Origin of the sequence: Sphingosinicella sp., from assembly GCF_013911755.1 — a bacterium.
GTDB lineage: Bacteria > Pseudomonadota > Alphaproteobacteria > Sphingomonadales > Sphingomonadaceae > Sphingosinicella.
In genome coordinates this window covers 76311-96123 of sequence record NZ_JACESP010000015.1, presented here as the reverse complement: position 1 = coordinate 96123, position 19813 = coordinate 76311, and the positions used below count along the sequence as shown (strand labels likewise).

Genomic DNA, 19813 nt, shown 5'->3' with positions numbered 1-19813 from the left:
CCGAAGGGGCCGCCGGTGGATGAGGCGGTGAAGGCGCGCGCAACCTGCGTGAACCCGCCGAACATTTCGACGTAGTCATTGATTTCATAGGCAAAACCGGCGTGCGGCTGGAACCAGTCTTCGGCCTTGATCTTGCCCTGTGCAAAGGCGCTGACGACAATCGGCGTCGCCGTGTTCGTGACCTTGAAGCCCTTCCAACCGAGCGTGATCGTCGCCGCACCAAGCGTGATGCGGTCTTCGACGTGATACTGCATCGTCTCGGTGTCGAAATCCGATTCCCACTGCGTGAAGAACGGATTCGTCTGGAACTTGAGCGAATTCCGCGATGGGCTCAGGCGATCGGTGAGGCCGTAGAAGCGGCGCGCCTGCTGGAAGTCGTTCTTCTCGTACCAGGCGCCCACGGTGATTTCGTTGAAGGCGATTTCTCCGGTGATGCTGCCGAACAGACCCTTCCGGTCGATGTCGTATTCGGTGGTGCGGATGGAGAGCGGCGCACCGCCCGGGGTCTGCACGTAGGGCGTGTACCAGATGCCCTGGCCTTCGTTGTTGTGCCAATAGCCCTTGAGCGCGACGCTGACGGTTTCGGAAACCGGCGCTTCGATACCCAATGCGGCGACATAGTCTTTGCGGAGACCGGCGGCATCGAAATACGCGTCGTCGACCGTCGCGAAGGGGGCCGGAAGATCCTCCCCGGCCCAATAGGCATCGGCGACCTGAACCGCGAGGCGGTAGTCACCCGAAATATTGTCCCAGTTATATCCGAGACGACCGATCATCTCCTTGGACATGTCCTGATAGTCGTTCTCGCGGCGGTCGGAGACGCTGAGCGTCGCGGTGACGCGCGCGTCGCCGAGCGCGGCGACCGCCTTGGCGTTCAGCATGTGATGGCGCTGCTCGCCGACGCCCTTCCACTTATCCATGCCAAGATAGCCATAGGAGATGTAAGCGCCCGTGCCTTCGGCGCCGCCGATCTCGCCGCTCTCGAGTCGGGCGAAGGCGCGGATCGTGTTCTCGGTGCCGTAGCTGCCCGACACGTCGAGGCCGAAATCAGGCGCCGGCGCGCGCGAGAAGAACTCGACGGTGCCGCCGAGGTTGTTGGTCGCCTGCGTGCCGAGCCCGCCCGAGCCCTGCGAAACGCGCGTGAGGCCAAGGTTTTCCGGGCTGATCGCGCGATTGACGTGCAGGCCGTTGACGTTGCCGTAGCTGTGATCGCCGAGCGGGATGCCATCGAGCGTGAAGCCGAGCTGGTTCTGATTGAAACCGCGGATCGAAAGCCGCTGCGACCATTCATAGGCGCCGAATGCGTCCGCCGACTGGAAGTTCACCGAAGGCAGCTTTTCGATCGACTTGAGCGGGCTCGTGCCGGGCGCGAGCAGTGCGATGTCGGCGGCGTCGAGTTCCTGCACCTGCCGCGTCTGGCCGGAGCCGAACACGACAATCTCTTCATCGAGCGCGGCGTCAGCGGCGGCAGCTTCGCCCGTTTGCGCGAAAGCGGAAGTGGAAAGCACGAAAAGGCTGCTGGCGGCCAGCAACACGGCGCAAGTCGAACGCATGAAATCCCCCAATAAGTGCGGTAAAACGCGGTTGGCGGCGGGAGGCCTAGGCGCCGCGTGTGACGGCGCTATGTGATTGATATGAAGCTTTTTTGTAAGCCCCATTGCAGATCGGGGGCGTTGCTGAATTGCTGCGAATGATTTGCATTACCTTGATAAGTCGCGTGCTATTTATCGATCGGATCGATCAGCTTCACGCAGAAAATGCGTTGGCGGTTGCGCGTGGCGGTCGATAGCTTTGATGCTGAAATCAGGCCGCGTCCGCGCCGCGCTGGTTTTCGCGATCGATCATTGGGGAAGGAGATGGATCATGGGACTCAAGGGCACGAAGACCGAGGACAATCTGAAGGCTGCTTTCGCGGGTGAGAGCCAGGCGAACCGCCGCTATCTCTATTTCGCGCAGAAGGCCGATGTCGAAGGCTACAACGATGTCGCTGCCGTGTTCCGCTCGACGGCGGAAGGCGAGACGGGCCACGCGCACGGTCACCTCGAATATCTTGAAGAGGTGGGCGATCCGGCCACGGGCCTCGCCATCGGCTCGACGTCCGACAATCTGAAGTCGGCAATCGCGGGCGAGACGCACGAATATACCGACATGTACCCCGGCATGGCGCGCACCGCGCGTGACGAGGGCTTCGACGAGATCGCCGACTGGTTCGAGACGCTCGCCAAGGCCGAAAAAAGCCACGCCGGCAAGTTTCAGAAGACACTCGACACGCTCGACGCCTGAGAGGGCAAGAGCGGCAAGAGTGTCCGCTGTGGGAGGCGAGGGGCGGGTCCGCGGGACCGGAGCCGCCCCTCCCGTAGCCTCCAAAACAGCGTTGCGAGCGTCCGTTCGGACGCACGGCGTCAGTTCCCGTCGCCGCTTCGAGGGACAGGCGTACACGTTTCGTGTGGGAATTCGTGCCGTGCGTCCGACCGGGCGCTTTCAAGAAACGGATATGTTCTTTGAAGCCAGAACCGTTGGGGGACGCCGATGCGTGAGGGCAGTCTGGAGGCGCCGACGCGCCATCCGATCGATTGGGAAAACCCCGATTTCTACGACGAGGCGAAGCTCGAAGCCGAGCTGACGCGCGCGTTCGACATCTGCCACGGTTGCCGCCGCTGCTTCAACCTGTGCGACAGCTTCCCGATCCTGTTCGACCTGATCGACGAATCGCCAAGCGGCGAGATCGACGGGCTCGATCCGAAGACCGATTACAAGCCGGTCGTGGACGCCTGCACGCTCTGCGACATGTGCTTCATGACCAAGTGTCCTTACGTGCCGCCGCACGAATGGGCGCTCGATGTGCCGCACCTGATGCTTCGCGCGCGCGCCGTGGAGCACAAGAACGGCAAGATCGGCCTTCCCGACCGGGAACTTGCAAAGACCGATCGCAACGGCAAGCTCGCGACGTTCCTGTCACCGCTCGCCAACTGGGCGACGGATAGCGGAAACGGCCTGACGCGCACCGTGATGGAAAAGACGGCGGGTATTGATCGTGAGGCGTGGCTGCCACCGTTCGCCGACACGCCGCTCGACCGCCGTGCCGATCTGGACCGGATTGACGTGGACGCGGCTGCCCCCGCTGCCGGGCGCAAGGCGGCGCTCTATGCGACATGTTTCGCGAACTGGAACATGCCCGGGCCGGGCGAGGCTGCGTTGAAGGTGCTGAAGGCGAACGGCGTCGAGACGCGTGTCGTGTATCCCGGCTGCTGCGGGATGCCCAAGCTGGAGAACGGTGATCTTGCGGCGGTCGCCGAGCAGGCACGGAGCGTTGCGGCGGCCTTCGCGCCCTTGATTGATGAAGGCTTCGACGTTGTGGCGGTGACGCCCTCGTGCGCGCTGATGCTGAAGTTCGAATGGCCGCTCATGCTGCCCTCCGATCCGCTGGTTGCGAAGCTTGCCGGGGCGACGTTCGACATCACCGAATATGTGGTCGACATCGCGAAAAAAGAGGGGCTCGCACCCGGTATGCAACCGCTCGGCGGCGACATCGCGATCCATCTGCCCTGCCACAGCCGCGCGCAGAACATGGGGCAGAAGGGCGCGGAGATGCTGCGACTGATCCCCGAAGCGAAGGTCGGTGTCGTCGAGCGCTGCTCGGGCCACGGCGGCAAGTGGGGCATGTTCAAGGAAAACTTCGCCACCGCGCTCAAGATCGGCAAGCCGGCGGGCCGCGCCATGCTGAAGACGAACGCCGCCTTCATGGTTTCCGAATGCCCGCTCGCCGGACCCCACCTCAAGCAGGTGATGGAGCGGGAGGGCGGCGAAGGCGTTCCAGAGCAGGTGCCGCATCCCATCGAACTGCTGGCGAAAGCCTACGGTCTCTAGAATCGAGAAAGCCCATGACCCGCGAAATCCGTGCCATCGAAGCCACCGACATCATGGACATGCGCGCCTATGGCGAGCAGCGGAAAGCATTACGGCTGGGGCAGGTCGAGGCGAAGAAAAAGCGCCGCCTTTCAGTGGGACCACATGTTACCGTCTTCTTCGAGTCGTATGATAGCATGTGGCTGCAAATTCATGAAATGCTGTACATCGAGCGGGGCGGGGCCGAGCAGATTCCGGACGAGCTTGCCGCGTACAATCCGATGATCCCGAACGGCCACGAGCTGACCGCGACGCTGATGTTCGAAATCGACGATCCCAAGCTGCGCGCCTCGATTCTGGGCCGGCTCGGTGGAGTGGAGGAGCACATCTACCTTCACCTCGGCGAGACGCGCATCGCCGCGGTGCCGGAAGGGGACGTCGAGCGCAGCCGCGAGGATGGCAAGGCGTCGTCGGTGCATTTCCTGCATTTTCCGTTCACGGACGCTCAGATTGCCGAGTGGAGGAGCGGCCGTGGCACGGTGATCTTCGGAATCGACCATCCCTACTACGGCCATATGGCGATCATCGGCCCGGATATGCGCGCGGAACTGGCCCGGGATTTCGCCTAAAGCACTGCCGTCTTGCTTCCACGCGGGCCGGCAAGGAACCAGACAACAAGGCCCACCACCGGGAAGATGATAATGCCGATGGTCCAGGCGACCTTGGCACCGGTTGAGGCGCCGCTGCCCCAGACGCTCAGCACCGCCCAGATGTCGAGGGCCAGAATGACGAGCCCGATCAGTCCATATTCCATATTGTTTTCCTTATTGCGGATTCAGGCGGTCTTGCCGCGGGCGGCGGCCTTGCGCGCGGCTTCCAGCTCGGCAGCTTCGGCACCATCGACGGCATCGGCGGCTTCGCGGGCCTTGGCGTCCACCTTGCCCGATTTTGCGAATTCCTGCTGCGCGGCCTGATATTCGCGCGCGCCTTCGTAACTGCCTTCGCCTTCCAGCTTCAGATTTGATTTCCGGTCTTCCATGAAACCCTCCTCATCATCCCCGCTCGTTCCCTGAACGCGGCGGGGCCGGGAAGGTTGCGGGCTCAGCGGATGAGTTTGCCGCCCTTCATGACATGGTCGACGCGCTCCAGCGCGCTGATATCCGCCAGCGGATCGGCGGCAACGGCGACGAGATCGGCGTAGCGGCCGGGCGCGATGACGCCGACCTCCGCCGACTTGCCCATCAGGGCCGCCGCGCTCGTCGTTGCCGACTGGATCGCCTGCATCGGGGTCATGCCGTAGCGGACCATATACTTGAACTGCTGCGCATTGAGGCCGTGCGGGAAGACGCCAGCGTCCGTGCCGTAGGCGATCCTCACCCCTGCCGAGACCGCCTTGCGAAAGCCGATGCGCTGCGCGTCCGTCGTCTCGTCGTTCTTGCGCATGATCTCGGCGGGCCAGTTCTCCGCCTTGCCCATCTCCTTGATGAAGTCGCCGTTGTAGATGTCCATCACCAGCCACGCGCCCTTCTTCTTCGCAAGCTGGATGGCTTCCTCGTCGATCAGCGAGGCGTGCTCGATCGAGCGGACGCCGCCGTTCAGCGCGATCTTGATGCCCTCGGCCCCGTGCGCGTGGGCGGTCGCATAACTGCCGTAGCGCGCGGCTTCGTCGACGGCAGCGCGGACCTCCGCCTCGGTCATCTCCGGGGCGCCGGGCTCGGTGCCGGCGGCGAGGACGGCGCCGGTGGCGATCAGCTTCAGGAAGTCGGCGCCGCGCTGGAAGAGCATGCGTGCCTTCGTCTTCATTTCGTCAGGGCCGGATGCGACCCCCATGCGCATGATGGCGGGAATTTCGACGTCGGGCGCCATGCCCGTCACTTCGCCGCCGCCGCCCGGAACGGTGAGATAGGCGCCGGCAACCGCCATGCGCGGGCCTTCAATGGACCCAGCGTCGATGGCGTTCCGCAACGACACGTCGCCGAAGGCACGGAACGTGCCGACGTCGCGCACGCTGGTGAAGCCCGCGTTCAGCGTGTCGCGCGCGTTCTTCGCGGCAACGAATGCGATGTCCTCCGCCGAGTGGAGCAGCGGTTCGGCGACGTTGTTCGTCTGGCCCCAGTCGGAGAGGTGCGTGTGCATGTCGATAAGGCCGGGGAGGACGGTGAAGCCGGACCAGTCGAGCATCTTCGCGCCTTCGGGAGGCGGCGCGTAGGGCGTGACGGCGGCGACGCGCCCGTCCTCGATGCGGATTAGCCGGTCGGCAAGGACCTTGCCGCTTTCGGTGTCGACGAGGCGCCCGGCGCGCACGTATGAGGTTTCCGCGAGCACGGGCGCGGCGAGCAGCCCGGCCGCGAGCAGCGCGCAAGAAATCCGTTGCAGAATCGTCATCCGTCCCTCCCTGTCCGCGCGTATCCTGCTGGACTATTATACACGCGTCAAATAGGAATTCGCGGATGATCATCGGGGGGCTCATCGCAAGCATATCGCTCGCGCTCATCGCCATCGGCGTGATGACGACGCTCGTCCCCCTGTACGCGACCGGCCTCGGCTTCACGCCGCACCATATCGGTTGGATCGCCGGCATTTATTATGTGGGCTTCCTGATCGGGCCCTGGCTTGCCCCGCCGCTGGTGCAGCGATTGGGCAGCGGGCGCGCCTTTGCGGTCGCCGCGCTGCTGGCGCTCGGCGGCATCATCGCGCTGCCGCTGTTTCCGCACCCCGCGGCATGGGCCGCGATCCGCTTCGTCTCTGGCACCGGCTTCGCGCTGCTCTACATCCTCGCCGAGGCGGGATTGAACGCCGAAGTGGACAACGCCGGACGCGGGCGGCTGCTCTCGCTCTACATGATCGCGAGCAAGGCGGCGCTCATCACCGGCCAGTTCGCTGTGGGGCTGCTCGGGGTGAGCGGCTGGGCGCCGTTCGTGCTGGCGTCGGGCGTGGTCGCGCTGGCGGCGGTCGTGCGGCTGAGGGTGCCCGTGGGGGCCGTGCTGCCTGCGGCAGGGCGGTTGCGGCCGCTGCGCGTGATCCGCGCCGCGCCCGTGGCGATGGCGGGCTGCGTGATCTACGGCCTTGGCGAAGCCTCGCTGTACGCGCTCGGCCCGGTCTACGCGCAGGCGAACGGGATGAGCGTGCGCGAGGTTTCGGCCTTCATGACGGCGGTCCTGCTCGGCGCGGCGCTCGCGCAGTGGCCGCTCGGCTGGCTGTCCGACCGGATCGACCGGCGGCGCGCGATCCTGCTCGGTGCGGTCGGCACGGTGATCGCGGGCGCGGCGCTCGGCCTTCCAGCGCGGCCGGCCCTTGCCGCGGCGCTCGCCGGGAGCTTCGTTCTCGGCGGCTGCCTGCTGCCGCTCTACGGCCTGCTCGTGGCGCTCGGCAACGACACCGCGACCCGTGAAGAGCGCGTGGAGATCGGCAGTGGCCTTGTCTTCGCCTATGCCGTGGGTGCGATGGTGGGGCCGCCCGCCGCCGCGGCGCTGATGGAGGTAACGCCCCGGGGCCTGCCGCTGTGGCTTGCGGGGCTCTACACGGTGCAGACGCTCGTGCTGCTCGTCGCGCTCCGACGCCGGATGCCGCTTGCCCAGCCGCTTTGAAAAGGCTTGCCAGGCGCACATCTCTGTTATACACGTGTCCAATATAGTGTGGAGGCGGGATGGCGACCAAGGCGGCAGCGACGATCGACGCGGACCCCGATGCGGGCTGGAGCCTGCCGGCGTGGACCTATTCGGACCCGGAGTTCTTCGCGGTCGAGATGCGGCGCGTGATGCGCCCGTCGTGGCAGGTCGTGTGCCACCTGAGCGATGTGCCGAACATCGGCGACTATCACACGCTCGAATATCTCGGCGAAAGCATCGTCGTCGTGCGCGGGCAGGACGAGGCGGTCCGTGCCTTTACGAACGTCTGCCGCCATCGCGGCGCGCGGCTGGTCGACGGTCCTTCGGGCTGTGCGGTCGCGAAGAAGCTGACCTGCCCGTATCACGCCTGGTCGTTCGATCTTGAAGGCAAGCTCGTCGGCGTGCCGCTGAAGCAGACCTATCCGGGGCTCGACCAATCGAAGCACGGCCTCGTGCCCGTTGACCTCGAAATCTGGCGCGGCTTCATCTTCGTGCGGCTCGAAAACGACGGCGGGCCCTCGGTCGCGGAGATGATCGCGCCTTATGACCATGAGGTGCAGCCTTACCGGTTCGAGGACCTGAAAGCGTTCGGCCGCGTCACGCTGCGTCCGCGCCGCGTGAACTGGAAGAACGTCGGCGACAATTATTCGGACGGGCTTCACATCCCCGTCGCGCACCCCGGCCTCACGCGGCTGATGGGAAGCGGCTACGGCGTCGAGGCGCAGGAGAACGTCGACAAGATGTGGGGGCCGATCCGGGAGCGGCTTTCGAACAACCCGTCCGAGAAGGCGTATCAGAAGTACCTGCCGCACGTGCCCTACCTGCCCGAGAACCGGCAGAAGCTGTGGACCTATTTCAAGCTGTGGCCGAACGTCGCCTTCGATATCTATCCCGATCAGGTCGATTTCATGCAGTGGCTGCCGATCTCCCCGACCGAGACGCTGATCCGCGAGATCAGCTATGCCGTGCCCGACGATCGCCGCGAGATGAAGGCCGCGCGCTACCTCAACTGGCGCATCAACCGGCAGGTGAATGCCGAGGACACGTGGCTCATCAACCGCGTGCAGGACGGCATGGCCTCCGAAAGCTTCACGGTCGGGCCGCTCGCGGAAACGGAGGTCGCGCTCCGCAACTTCTGCCGCAAGATCCGGAACCTGATCCCGGAGGCGCGCCAGCACCGTTCGCCGCCGCCGGGGTGGAGCCGGCGCCCGCACGCTGCGCACTGAAAATACCAAAAAAGCCAAAAGACCAGAGGGGTTGCTGCAATGACCAAACGCTATGACGCCGTCATCATCGGCGGCGGCCACAACGGCCTTGTTTGCGCCTTCTACCTCGCGCGTGCGGGCCTCAAGGTGCGCGTGCTCGAACGCCGCGGCGTGATCGGCGGCGCGGCTGTGACCGAGGAGTTCCATCCCGGTTTCCGCAACTCGGTGGCGAGCTACACGGTCAGCCTCTTGAACCCCAAGGTGATTGCCGACATGCGGCTTGCCGACCACGGCTACCGCGTGATCGAGCGGCCCTATTCGAACTTCCTGCCGCAGGACGACGGCCGCTACCTGCTGCTGGGTGGCGGGCTGGAGAAGACGCAGACCGAGTTCCGCAAGTTTTCCAACCGTGACGCGGACGTGCTGCCCCAATATTACGACGCGCTCGAAACCGTGGCGGACGTGCTGCGCGACCTGTCGCTGAAGGCACCGCCCAACGTCGGTGACGGCGTCAAGACGCTGATCGATGCCGCGCGGCAGGGGCGGCGGCTTGCGGGCCTGCCCTTGGAGAAGCAGCGCGACGTGCTCGACCTGTTCGTGAAGTCGGCGCGCAGTTTTCTCGATTCATGGTTCGAAAGCGAAGCGGTGAAGGCGGCATTCGGCTTCGACGCGGTCGTCGGCAACTATGCCTCCCCCGATACGCCCGGTTCGGCCTACGTGCTGCTCCACCATGTGTTCGGCGAGGTAAACGGCAAGAAGGGTGCATGGGGCCACAGCATCGGCGGCATGGGCAAGATCACCGAGATCATGGCGAAGGTGTGCCGCGACCTCGGCGTGGAGATCAGTCTCGAGACGCCGGTCGAGAAGGTACTGGTGGACGGCGGCACGGCGACGGGCGTGCGCCTCATCGGCGGCGAGGAGATTGCGGCCGACCGCGTTATCGCCAACGTCGGGCCGAAGCTGCTTTACGACCGCATGATCGACGCCAGCGACCTGCCGGCCGACTTCCTGCGCCGCATCCGCACCTTCAAGGCTGGGTCAGGCACGTTCCGCATGAACGTGGCGCTTTCCGAACTGCCACGCTTTTCGAGCCTCCCCGAGCCGGGCGAGCATCTGCAGAGCGGCATCATCATCGCGCCGACGCTCGATTACATGGACCGCGCCTTCCTCGACGCCAAGCAGTTCGGCATGTCGAAGAGGCCGATCGTCGAGATGCTGATCCCGTCGATCGTCGACGACAGCCTCGCGCCGGCGGGTCAGCACGTCGCGAGCCTGTTCTGCCAGCAGTTCGCGCCCGAGCTTCCGGACGGGCGAAGCTGGGATGACGAGCGCGAGACGGCGGCGGACGTGATCGTCGATACGGTGGAGGCCTATGCGCCGGGCTTCAAAGCTTCGGTGATCGCGCGGCAGATCCACTCGCCGCTCGATCTGGAGCGCAAATTCGGGCTCGTCGGCGGCGACATCATGCACGGCAACATGTCGCTCGACCAATTGTGGTCGGCGCGGCCGATGCTGGGGCACGGCGCTTATCGGGGGCCTCTGAAAGGCCTCTACATGTGCGGCGCGGGTACGCATCCGGGCGGCGGTGTGACCGGCGCGCCGGGGCACAATGCCGCGCGCGAGATTCTGGCGGACAACACCGTCCTCGGCAGGCTGCTGCGGCGGGCGTAGACGTGGGTGCGTCCCTCGACTTCGCTCGGGATGACAGAACTTTGTACTTGGTAAGAGCGGGCATCATCCCGAGCGAAGTCGAGGGACGCACAACCCGTCAGATGCCGAGACAGGCGTCGAACCCTTCGTTGTCGACCACCCGCGTCCACCGCTCGATGCGCTTGGCGTAGCGGGCGGTGTAGCCGCGCGGGTTGCGCGCGTCGCGCTTGATGGGTGAGGGGAGCACGGCGACAAGCCGCGCCGCCTCGCGCCGTGTCAGCGATTTTGCGCTCTTGTCGAAGTAGTGCTGCGCCGCCGCTTCGGCGCCATAAACGCCGATACCAAATTCGGCAACGTTCAGATAGACTTCCATGATCCGCTTCTTGTCCCACATCAACTCGATGAGGACGGTGAAGTAGGCCTCAAGCCCCTTGCGGAGCCAGGAGCGGCCAGGCCAGAGGAAGGCGTTCTTGGCGACCTGCTGGCTGACGGTGGAGCCACCGCGGAGCTTGCGGCCCTTCATATTCGCCTCGACCGCGTTGGTGATTGCCTCGGCATCGAAACCGAAGTGCGAGCAGAATTTGCCGTCCTCGCCCGCGATCACGGCGCGCGGCAGATCAGGATCGATATTTGAAAACGATGTCCAGTCGCGCTTCACGTCCTTGCCCGCGAAGAAATCCTTCGCCATCGGCACGGTGAACGGCACGGGAATGAAGCGGTAGAGGAGAACCCAGACCAGCGTGAAGGCAAGCACGTAAAGCAGCGGCCGGATAATGAACCGGACCACCCAGGATGGTTTTCTCCGTCGTGCTTTGCCCTCCACCGGGCCCGTCTAGCCCGGTGTCATGTCTCGCTTCAAGCGTCTTCGAGCAGGTGGCGTTCGCTCGCGAGCTTGCGGATCGCCTTCTGCAGCTTCTCGAACGCACGCACCTCGATCTGGCGGACGCGTTCGCGACTGATGTCGTATTCCTGACTCAGCTCTTCGAGTGTCTTCGGCTCCTCGGCGAGGCGACGCTCCGTGAGGATGTGTCGCTCGCGCTCATTGAGCACCGCCATCGCTTCGGCGAGCAGCGCAGCGCGGAGGCTGCTCTCCTCGCGCTCGGCGACGATCTCGTCCTGGATCGGGCCTTCATCGGTCAACCAGTCCTGCCACTGGCCGTCGCCGTCGGTATCGGCGCGCAGCGGCGCGTTCAGGCTGGCGTCGCCGCCCATCGCCATGCGGCGGTTCATCGAGATGACCTCGTCGGTCGTGACGTTGAGGTCGTGTGCGATCTTCTCGACGACTTCGGGCTTCAGGTCGCCTTCCTCCAGCGCGCCGATCTGGCTCTTCATGCGGCGGAGGTTGAAGAAGAGCTTCTTCTGCGCTGCCGTGGTGCCGATCTTCACGAGGCTCCACGAGCGCAGGATGAACTCCTGGATGGAGGCCCTGATCCACCACATCGCGTAGGTGGCGAGGCGGAAGCCCTTGTCGGGCTCGAACTTCTTCACGCCCTGCATCAGGCCGATGTTGCCCTCCGCGATCAGCTCACTGACCGGCAGGCCGTAGCCGCGATAGCCCATGGCGATCTTGGAGACGAGGCGGAGGTGGCTCGTCACCAGCCGGTGAGCGGCTTCGGTATCCTGATGCTCGCGCCAGCGCTTCGCCAGCATGAATTCCTCCTCGGGCGCGAGGATCGGAAATTTGCGGATTTCCGACAGATAGCGATTGAGCGAGGCTTCGCCGCCGAGGGCGGGAATGGTGGCGGGGACTTTGGCTTCGGCCATGGCTGCGACTTTCGGTGAAGGCAGGATTTCTGCGAGTATTTGGGTGGGGCGCGCAGGAGTCAAACGGCAAGCGCCTCTATGAGTTCCTGAATATCAGACGGGACGGTGCTTTCGAAAGCGAGATTTTCTTGGGTGCGCGGATGCACAAGTTGCAGCGAGCGGGCATGGAGCGCCTGCCTTGCGAAACCGAGCGATTTGAGGACATCGCGGTGACTTGCGCGCGTGCGGCCATAGAGTGGATCCCCGAGTAGCGGATGCCCGCTTGACGCCATATGAACGCGCACCTGGTGCGTGCGCCCTGTTTCGAGCCGGCATTCGACGAGCGCGGCGTCCTTCAGCGGCTGGAGCGTGCGGTAGTGCGTGACCGCGTGCTTGCCCTTGCCGGGGGAAACGATGTCCATTTTTTTCCGGTGCACCGGATGGCGGCCGATCGCACCTTCGATTCGACCGGCGGGGGGCGAGGGTCGACCGGCGACGACGGCGATGTAGCGACGACCGATGCTGTGCGTGGCGAACTGTTTGGCGAGGCCTTCGTGGGCAAGGTCGGTCTTGGCGATCACGAGCAGCCCGGAGGTGTCTTTGTCGATGCGGTGGACGATGCCGGGGCGGGCGACCCCGCCGATGCCGGAAAGCTGCCCCGCGCAGTGGTGCAGGAGGGCGTTCACGAGCGTGCCGTCCGGGTTGCCCGCAGCCGGATGGACGACGAGGCCCGCGGGCTTGTCGACGATGATGAGCTCGGCATCCTCATAGACGATGGCAAGGGGAATCTGCTGGGCCTGCGCGGTGGCGGGCGCGGCTTCGGGAATCGAGACGCTTACCTCTTCGCCGCCGACGACACGCAGGGAAGGGGTGGGGCGCTTGCCCGCGACCGTGACCGCGCCTTCCAGCATGAGCGCCTTCAGACGCTCACGCGACAGGCTCGGCACGGCATCGGCGAGCGCACGGTCGAGCCGCTGCCCCGCGGCCTCGGCCGGAAGGATGACGCTTATGTTCGACTTGCCCCCGCTCATTGGATAGCGATGTTGGCATGATGCTTCGAATTGCAAGGCAGACGCTTGCGGAAATTCGCGCCGATTGTGCCGCGCGGGCACCGGAGGAAGCCTGCGGGCTGTTGCTGGGGCGTGACGCCTATGTCGAAAGCAGCCTCGCGGCCCGGAATGTCGCGGACGAACGGCTGCGGCACTTCGAGATCGACCCTGCCGCACTGTTTGCGACGCACCGTGATGCGCGGAGCGGGGGGGTGCCTTTGCTCGGCTGCTACCATTCGCACCCGGAGGCGCCGGCGTTTCCTTCGCGGCTCGACGCGGAGCGGGCTCTCGATGCGGGTTGGGTCTGGCTCATCCTTGGGCAGGACGGCGAAAAGGCCTACCGTGTCGTCGCAAACGGCCCCATATATGGACGGTTCGAAGCGGTGGTCGTGCAAGAAATCTGAGGGACAGGCGTTGGCACGCGGTGAAGTCAAATGGTTCAATCGGAAGAAAGGCTTCGGTTTCATCAGGCCCGATGTCGGCACGCGCGATGTATTCGTACATGTTTCGGCTCTGCATCAATCGAACATCTCCGCGCTTGAGGACGGCCAATGCGTCGAATTCGAGCTGACGCAACTTGCCGATGGCCGCACATCGGCGATGGGCGTGCGGATTATCGAGGCGTCTTCGGATGAATCCGCCGCACCGTGAACGCTTGCGTGCCGGCTTGCGAGGGGTTAGGCGGAAAGAAAGACGCCAGAGGGAGCGGCAAAAGGATGAATTCGGCCGATTTCGCGAGCCTGTTGTGCTCCCGGCTTTGCCATGATCTCGTCGGGCCCGTCGGCGCGCTTTACAACGGCGTCGAACTTCTCGTCGACGAGCACGATCCGGAAATGCGCGCCCGCTGCATGGAGCTGCTTTCCGACAGCGCGCGGCAGACCGCGAACAAGCTGAAGTTCTTCCGGCTCGCCTTCGGTGCGGCGGGCGGCTTCGGCGATCAGGTCGACACGCGTGAGGCGCAGGCGGCGCTCGAAGGCCTGTTCGGCGCGGAACGCCGCGTGGCGGTGCAGTGGATGATCGGGAACCCGGCGCTGCCCAAGGACGCGGTGAAGCTGCTGCTCAACCTCGCGATGATCGGCGGTGATGCGCTGCTGCGCGGCGGCGAACTGCGCGTCGCGGCCGAACAGACGGGCGAAGGCGTGGAGCTTGCGGTGCGCGCCGAAGGCCCGCGGATGCTGCTCGACCCCGAGCTTCGCGCGGCGCTTGGCGGCGAAACCCCCGTCACGCAGCTCACGCCGCGCGCGGCGGCGGCCTATCTTGTCCATCTACTGCTCGAGGAAACCGGCAGCAGCCTGCAGATTTCCGAGCCCGACGAAGGCGTTCTCGTGTTCGGAACGCGCCTCTCCGTTTAGCGCGGCATTAACCACTTCCGGTCAAGGTGGCGCAGCGCGCACAGACCGGGATGGAACATGGACGAGTTGCTTGGCGATTTTCTGACCGAAACGGCCGAAAATCTGCAAACCGTGGACAATGAGATCGTGCTGTTCGAGCGCGATCCGGGCAACCGCGACGTGCTCAACAACATCTTCCGGCTGGTCCACACCATCAAGGGCACGTGCGGCTTCCTCAATCTGCCTCGCCTCGAACGGCTGGCGCACGCCGCCGAAACCGTGCTCGGCAAGGTGCGCGACGGCCAGGCCCAAGTGACCCCCGCCGTGGTCAGCGAGACGCTGTCGGCAATCGACGGCATCAAGGTGATCCTCGCGGCGCTGGAGGCATCGGGCAAGGAACCGGCAGGCGACGACGAGGCGCAGATCGCGCGGCTCAATGCCGCCATCGCAGCGCCGGAAGCGCCCAAAGCGGAGTTCGCGCCGGAGGCCGTTCCCTCCCTGGAGCAGGACGCCGCTGCCGGCCGGGGCGTCCAGTCGATCCGCGTGTCGGTCGCGCTGCTCGAACAGCTGATGACCACGGTTTCCGAGCTGGTGCTGACGCGCAACGAACTGCTGCAGCACCTGCGGACGCTGAAGGACGACCGCCTCGCGGTGCCGCTGCAGCGGCTGTCGGCGCAGGTCGGTGAGCTGCAGGAAAGCGTGATGCGCACGCGTATGCAGCCGATCAGCAACGCCTGGAACGTGCTGCCGCGGCTGGTGCGGAGCCTTTCGGTCGAACTCGGCAAGCCCATCGAACTCGACATGCAGGGCGGTGAAACCGAACTCGACCGGCAACTGCTGGAACTCATCAAGGACCCGCTCGCGCACATGGTGCGGAATGCGGCCGACCACGGCATCGAAGCGGCCGAGCAGCGCAAGGCCTCGGGCAAGGACGCGCGCGGCCGTATCGTGCTGAAAGCGGCGCAGGAAGGCGGGCACATCGTCATCACGCTCGCCGACGACGGACGCGGCATCGATGTCGCCCGGCTGAAGGCGAAGGCCGTCGCGCTCCGCCTGTTGACGGAAACCGACGCGGCGCAGCTTTCCGCGCAGCAGGCGCAGCGACTGGTGTTCCACCCCGGGCTTTCGACCGCCGACGAGGTGACCTCCGTATCCGGGCGCGGCGTCGGCATGGACGTGGTGCGCGCGAACATCGAGAAAATCGGCGGGGCGATCGACATCGAATCGACAGCGGGCAAAGGCACGCAGTTCACGATCCGCATTCCGCTCACCCTCGCGATCCTGCCCGCGTTGATCGTGGCATCGGGCGGCCAGCGCTTCGCGGTGCCGCAGATGGCGGTTGTCGAGCTGGTCCGTGTGGGCGCCAACAGCGAGCATATCGTCGAATATGTGAACAACGCGGCGGTGATGCGCCTGCGCGGACGGCTGCTGCCGCTGATCCACCTCGGCACGCTGCTCGGCATCGGCGACGGTCGCGGCGGGGGCGACTATGTGCTGATCGCGCGTGCCGGGAACATCAGCTTCGGGCTGATCGTCGACAACATCTTCGACACCGAGGAGGTTGTGGTGAAGCCGGTGGCGCCGATCCTGAAGACGCTGAGTGTCTATTCGGGGAACGCCATTCTGGGCGACGGCGCCGTGATCATGATCCTTGATGCGAACGGAATCGCAGCAAGCCTTGGAATCGCTGGAGAAAGCGATGTCAGCGATGCACTTGAAGCGCCGGTGCGCGATGCTGCCCAGGAAACCGACGCGATGCTGCTGTTCCGCGCGGGCAGCCCGCATCCCAAGGCCGTGCCGCTGTCGCTCGTTGCGCGGCTCGAGGAGTTCGATGCCGCTGCCATCGAATGGAGTGAAGGCCGCCCGGTCGTGCAATATCGCGATGCGCTGGTACCGCTGCTCGCGGTCGACGGCACCCTGACCCCGCGCGTGGAGGGGCGCCAGCCCGCGCTGATCTTCGACGACGGCACGAGCCTTGTGGCTCTGATGGTCGACGAGGTGCTCGACATCGTCGATACGCACGTCGACATCTGCATGACGAGCGATCTTCCGGCGCGGCTCGGGACGGCCGTTATCGCGGGCCGGGCGACGGAAATCCTCGACGTTGCGCACTATCTTTCGCGGGCGGGCAGCACAGCCGCCCCCGCCGAGGACAAGGGTGGCCGCCGCGTGCTGATCGTCGACGACAGCGCCTTCTTCCGCAACATGCTGAAGCCGCTGCTCGCTTCGGCCGGCTACCGCGCGATGACGGCGGCGAGCGCGGACGAGGCACTGGCGCTCCGCGAGTCCGGCGAATGTTTTGACCTCATCCTTTCCGATATCGAGATGCCCGGCCTTTCGGGCGTCGATTTCGCGCGCGCCGTGCGCGGCGACGACCGCTGGCGCGAAACGCCGCTCGTCGCGCTCTCTTCGCTCGCGGGTGAGGAACATGTCCGTCAGGGCGAGGCCGCGGGGTTCGACCAATATGTCGCCAAGTTCGACCGGTCGCGGCTGCTCGATGCGGTCGCCCGCCAGTTCAAGGGAGAAGCCGCATGATTCCGGCGAAGCTTGTTACGGTCGTACTCGGCGGGCAGCTGCTCGGGATCGATGTCACGCAGGTGCAGGACGTGATCCGGCTGGGCGCGGTGAGCCCTGTGCCGCTGGCGCCGCGCTGGATCGCCGGCGTGATGAACCTGCGCGGCCGCATCGTCACCGCGATCGACCTTCGCGCGCGCTTCGGCCTTTCGCCGCGGCAGGACCGCGCCGGATCGATGTGCGTCGTGGTCGAGCATAAGGGCGAGCCTTATGGCTTCATCGTGGACGATGTCGGCGATGTGATCGATGTCGATCCCGAACAGATCGAGCCCAATCCACCGACGCTCGATCGCCGCTGGCAACAGGTTTCGGACGGTATCGTGAAACTGGATGTGCTGATGGTCCTCGCCAGCGTGCGGGCGATCATGGATGCCGACCTTGCGGTCGCCGCTTAACGCGAATGCAAGATTTTCACGTCATGAAACAATTGGCGTAACCCTCCGTGCGAGAGCCTGTGATGAAATCGTGTCTCATCGTCGACGACTCCAAGGTCATCCGCAAGGTTGCGCGGCGCATCCTTGAAGACCTGAGCTTTGCGGCGGAAGAGGCCGTCGACGGGCGTGATGCGCTGGATCAGTGTCGGCAGGCGATACCTGACGTGATCCTGCTCGACTGGAACATGCCGGTGATGAGCGGGATGGAGTTCCTCTCAGTGCTGCGTTCCGAAGAGGAGGGGAAGCGGCCCGTCGTCGTCTTCTGCACCACCGAAAACGATATGGCGCACATCCGCGCCGCGATCGACGCGGGGGCAGACGAGTATATCATGAAGCCCTTCGACCGGGACGTGATCGAAGCCAAGCTCATACAGGTCGGCGCACTCTAGGCGCTCGGGGCTCCGAGCCATGACCAGAGCGTCCGCTCCCATCACACCGACATCGGCCCCGGATGCGGCCTCGCCTTCTATCCGTGTGCTTCTCGTCGATGATTCCGGTGTCAGCCGCGCGCTGATGGCGCAGTGGCTCCACGACGATCCCGGCATCCGGGTGGTCGCGACCGCCGCGAACGGTGCCGACGCCATCGCTGCGGCCAAGGCACATCCGGTCGACGTGATCGTGCTCGATGTCGAAATGCCCGGCATGGACGGGATCGCCGCGCTTCCAAGGCTTGTGGAAGCCGCGCCCGGTGCCCGCATCCTGATGGCCTCCACGCTGACGACGCGCGGCGCGCGCGTGACGTTCGAGGCGCTGAACCTCGGCGCGACCGACGCCATCGCGAAGCCGCGCAGCGGATGGGCGACCGCCGCCGGACCCGAATTCCGTGATGAGTTCGTGCGCAAGGTGCGCGCGCTCGGCGAGATCGAACGCCCACGGGCGAGGCCGCGCCGCGTGCCCGTCAGCGCACCGGCGCCCTACACGCGGGCGGAGCCTTCGCGCGCTGTTCCGCGGGTCATCGCCATCGGTGCCTCGACGGGCGGGCCCAATGCGCTGTTCGAGCTGATCGAGCAACTCCCCAAGCCCCTGCGCGTGCCCATCATTGTGACGCAGCACATGCCGCCGACGTTCACCGCGATCCTTGCCGAGCACATGGCGCGGCGCGGCAGCGTGCAGGCGTTCGAGGCGGTGGACCGGATGCCCGTGCAGCCGGGCGTCGTCTACGTAGCGCCGGGCGGGCGGCACATGGAGGTGGTGCGCGCGGGCGGCGTCGTGCGGCTGCGCCTGACGGACGCTCTCCCTGAGAATTTCTGCCGCCCCTCGGTCAATCCGATGCTGCGCACGGCGGCAAATGTGTGGGGCGCCGCGACGCTCGGCGTGATGCTGACCGGCATGGGGTCTGACGGACTCGACGGTGCGCGCGCAGTGGTTGCGGCGGGCGGCACGATGCTCGCGCAGGATCAGGCGAGTTCGGTCGTCTGGGGAATGCCGGGCGCGGTGGTGAAGGCGGGCCTTGCCGCCGAAATGCTTCCTGTCAGCGGGCTCGCCTCGGCGATCGGTTGTCTGCTGGACGCGGGGCGATGACGGCGCCTGACCCCGGCTTCGACTGTCTCTCCTCGCTGCTGCGCGCCCGTGCGGGCATCGAGCTGGCGCGAACGAAGACCTATCTCGTCGAATCGCGGCTGGGCCCGCTGGCGCGCGCGCACGGCTTCGTGACCGTTTCCGCGTTCCTGCAAAGCCTTGCCCGGGGCGGCATAGGGGACGCGCTGGCGACCGATCTCGTTGAGGCGATGCTGAACAACGAGACGTTCTTCTTCCGCGATATCCAGCCGTTCGATATGCTGAAGGACCGCATTCTGCCGCAGCTGCGCGCCGCGCGGGCGGCTTCGCGCCGCATCCGCATCTGGAGCGCGGCGGCATCAACAGGGCAGGAAGCCTATTCGTTGGCGATGCTGTTCGCCGAGGACCGCGAAAGCTGGGAAGGCTGGACGATTGACATCGTCGGCACCGATATCTCCCGCCGCGCGATCGCGCGGGCGCGAAGCGGACTCTATTCGCAGTTCGAGGTGCAGCGCGGCCTCAGCATCCACCGCCTGATGGCGCACTTCGAGAAAGCCGGCGAACACTGGGCGCTGAGCCCGGAGATTCGCGCCAGGGTGCGCTTCCAGCCGCTCAATCTGCTCGGCCCCTGGACGCTGGGTGCGCCGTTCGACATCATCCTTTGCCGCAACGTGCTCATGTACCTCGCGCACGCCTGCAAGCAGGATGTTCTCGCGCGCATCCACCGCCAGCTGAGCCCCGACGGGCGACTTGTGCTCGGCGCGGCCGAAACCGTGCTCGGCGTGAGCGACGCATTCGTGCCGGATTGGCAGAACCGGGGGCTCTATGAGCCTTCGGGCGTTCAACCGCCGGCTTTCGCACGCGCGGTCTGATCGC

General features: G+C 65.6%; 21 protein-coding genes. 14 read left to right on the top strand and 7 right to left on the bottom strand.

Going from position 1 to position 19813, the window contains the following annotated elements:
* A partial coding sequence (locus H2052_RS11760; RefSeq protein WP_293781844.1) for a TonB-dependent receptor plug domain-containing protein occupies positions 1-1553 on the bottom strand: 1553 nt, incomplete at its 3' end.
* A 310-nt stretch (positions 1554-1863) separates the two neighbouring features.
* Here H2052_RS11760 and H2052_RS11755 point away from each other — a divergent pair.
* The 3 genes from H2052_RS11755 to H2052_RS11745 all read left to right on the top strand — a co-directional run bounded on the left by H2052_RS11755 (position 1864) and on the right by H2052_RS11745 (position 4475).
* Positions 1864-2283, top strand: coding sequence for a rubrerythrin family protein (locus tag H2052_RS11755; RefSeq protein WP_293781842.1), 420 nt, complete (start codon positions 1864-1866; stop codon positions 2281-2283).
* Positions 2284-2529: 246 nt separating this feature from the next.
* Entirely contained in the window at positions 2530-3867 is a 1338-nt protein-coding gene (locus tag H2052_RS11750) for a heterodisulfide reductase-related iron-sulfur binding cluster (RefSeq protein WP_293781840.1), read from the top strand.
* Positions 3868-3881: 14 nt separating this feature from the next.
* Positions 3882-4475: a DUF3501 family protein gene (locus tag H2052_RS11745; protein ID WP_293781838.1), complete on the top strand. Its 594-nt coding sequence runs from the start codon at positions 3882-3884 to the stop codon at positions 4473-4475.
* Here H2052_RS11745 and H2052_RS11740 read toward each other — a convergent pair.
* The 3 genes from H2052_RS11740 to H2052_RS11730 all read right to left on the bottom strand — a co-directional run bounded on the left by H2052_RS11740 (position 4472) and on the right by H2052_RS11730 (position 6231).
* Complete coding sequence (locus tag H2052_RS11740) at positions 4472-4660, bottom strand: PLD nuclease N-terminal domain-containing protein (RefSeq protein WP_293781836.1); 189 nt, start codon at positions 4658-4660, stop codon at positions 4472-4474. The genes H2052_RS11745 and H2052_RS11740 overlap by 4 nt on opposite strands.
* A gap of 21 nt (positions 4661-4681) precedes the next feature.
* The gene (locus H2052_RS11735; protein WP_293781834.1) at positions 4682-4885 is read right to left on the bottom strand and encodes a hypothetical protein; all 204 of its coding nucleotides are present in this window, start codon (positions 4883-4885) and stop codon (positions 4682-4684) included.
* A 62-nt stretch (positions 4886-4947) separates the two neighbouring features.
* Entirely contained in the window at positions 4948-6231 is a 1284-nt protein-coding gene (locus H2052_RS11730) for an amidohydrolase family protein (protein ID WP_293781832.1), read from the bottom strand.
* 65 nt (positions 6232-6296) lie between these two features.
* Here H2052_RS11730 and H2052_RS11725 point away from each other — a divergent pair, with 65 nt between their 5' ends.
* The 3 genes from H2052_RS11725 to H2052_RS11715 are packed head-to-tail and all read left to right on the top strand — an operon-like array spanning position 6297 to position 10330.
* Positions 6297-7433, top strand: a complete 1137-nt coding sequence (locus tag H2052_RS11725; protein WP_293781830.1) for an MFS transporter — start codon at positions 6297-6299, stop codon at positions 7431-7433.
* Positions 7434-7492: 59 nt separating this feature from the next.
* Positions 7493-8680 carry an aromatic ring-hydroxylating dioxygenase subunit alpha gene (locus H2052_RS11720; protein ID WP_293781828.1) on the top strand — a complete coding sequence of 396 codons (1188 nt, stop codon included), beginning with the start codon at positions 7493-7495 and terminating at the stop codon, positions 8678-8680.
* 39 nt (positions 8681-8719) lie between these two features.
* Positions 8720-10330 carry an NAD(P)/FAD-dependent oxidoreductase gene (locus tag H2052_RS11715; protein ID WP_293781826.1) on the top strand — a complete coding sequence of 537 codons (1611 nt, stop codon included), beginning with the start codon at positions 8720-8722 and terminating at the stop codon, positions 10328-10330.
* A gap of 97 nt (positions 10331-10427) precedes the next feature.
* On the opposite strand, the gene mtgA is transcribed toward H2052_RS11715, so the two are convergent.
* The 3 genes from mtgA to H2052_RS11700 form a co-directional block, all read right to left on the bottom strand.
* On the bottom strand, positions 10428-11096 hold the full coding sequence (gene mtgA, locus H2052_RS11710) for a monofunctional biosynthetic peptidoglycan transglycosylase (protein ID WP_293781824.1): 669 nt from the start codon (positions 11094-11096) through the stop codon (positions 10428-10430).
* A gap of 68 nt (positions 11097-11164) precedes the next feature.
* The gene (gene rpoH, locus H2052_RS11705; protein WP_293781822.1) at positions 11165-12073 is read right to left on the bottom strand and encodes an RNA polymerase sigma factor RpoH; all 909 of its coding nucleotides are present in this window, start codon (positions 12071-12073) and stop codon (positions 11165-11167) included.
* Positions 12074-12132: 59 nt separating this feature from the next.
* Positions 12133-13083, bottom strand: a complete 951-nt coding sequence (locus H2052_RS11700) for an RluA family pseudouridine synthase (RefSeq protein WP_293781820.1) — start codon at positions 13081-13083, stop codon at positions 12133-12135.
* 17 nt (positions 13084-13100) lie between these two features.
* On the opposite strand from H2052_RS11700, the gene H2052_RS11695 reads away from it, so the two are divergent.
* The 8 genes from H2052_RS11695 (at position 13101) to H2052_RS11660 (ending at position 19809) form a co-directional block, all read left to right on the top strand.
* Positions 13101-13505: a M67 family metallopeptidase gene (locus H2052_RS11695; protein WP_293781818.1), complete on the top strand. Its 405-nt coding sequence runs from the start codon at positions 13101-13103 to the stop codon at positions 13503-13505.
* Between the two features lie 10 nt (positions 13506-13515).
* On the top strand, positions 13516-13752 hold the full coding sequence (locus tag H2052_RS11690) for a cold-shock protein (RefSeq protein ID WP_293781816.1): 237 nt from the start codon (positions 13516-13518) through the stop codon (positions 13750-13752).
* 65 nt (positions 13753-13817) lie between these two features.
* Positions 13818-14453, top strand: coding sequence for a histidine phosphotransferase family protein (locus H2052_RS11685; RefSeq protein WP_293781814.1), 636 nt, complete (start codon positions 13818-13820; stop codon positions 14451-14453).
* 57 nt (positions 14454-14510) lie between these two features.
* Complete coding sequence (locus H2052_RS11680; protein ID WP_293781812.1) at positions 14511-16967, top strand: chemotaxis protein CheW; 2457 nt, start codon at positions 14511-14513, stop codon at positions 16965-16967.
* A complete protein-coding gene (locus H2052_RS11675) occupies positions 16964-17401 on the top strand; it encodes a chemotaxis protein CheW (protein WP_293781810.1) in 438 nt (145 codons plus the stop codon). The genes H2052_RS11680 and H2052_RS11675 overlap by 4 nt, the downstream gene beginning before the upstream one ends.
* Positions 17402-17463: 62 nt before the next feature.
* On the top strand, positions 17464-17829 hold the full coding sequence (locus tag H2052_RS11670; RefSeq protein WP_293781808.1) for a response regulator: 366 nt from the start codon (positions 17464-17466) through the stop codon (positions 17827-17829).
* 19 nt (positions 17830-17848) lie between these two features.
* Positions 17849-18961, top strand: a complete 1113-nt coding sequence (gene cheB / locus H2052_RS11665) for a chemotaxis-specific protein-glutamate methyltransferase CheB (protein ID WP_293781806.1) — start codon at positions 17849-17851, stop codon at positions 18959-18961.
* Positions 18958-19809, top strand: a complete 852-nt coding sequence (locus H2052_RS11660) for a protein-glutamate O-methyltransferase CheR (RefSeq protein WP_293781804.1) — start codon at positions 18958-18960, stop codon at positions 19807-19809. Before cheB ends, H2052_RS11660 begins: the two co-directional genes overlap by 4 nt.
* Positions 19810-19813: the final 4 nt, after the last annotated feature.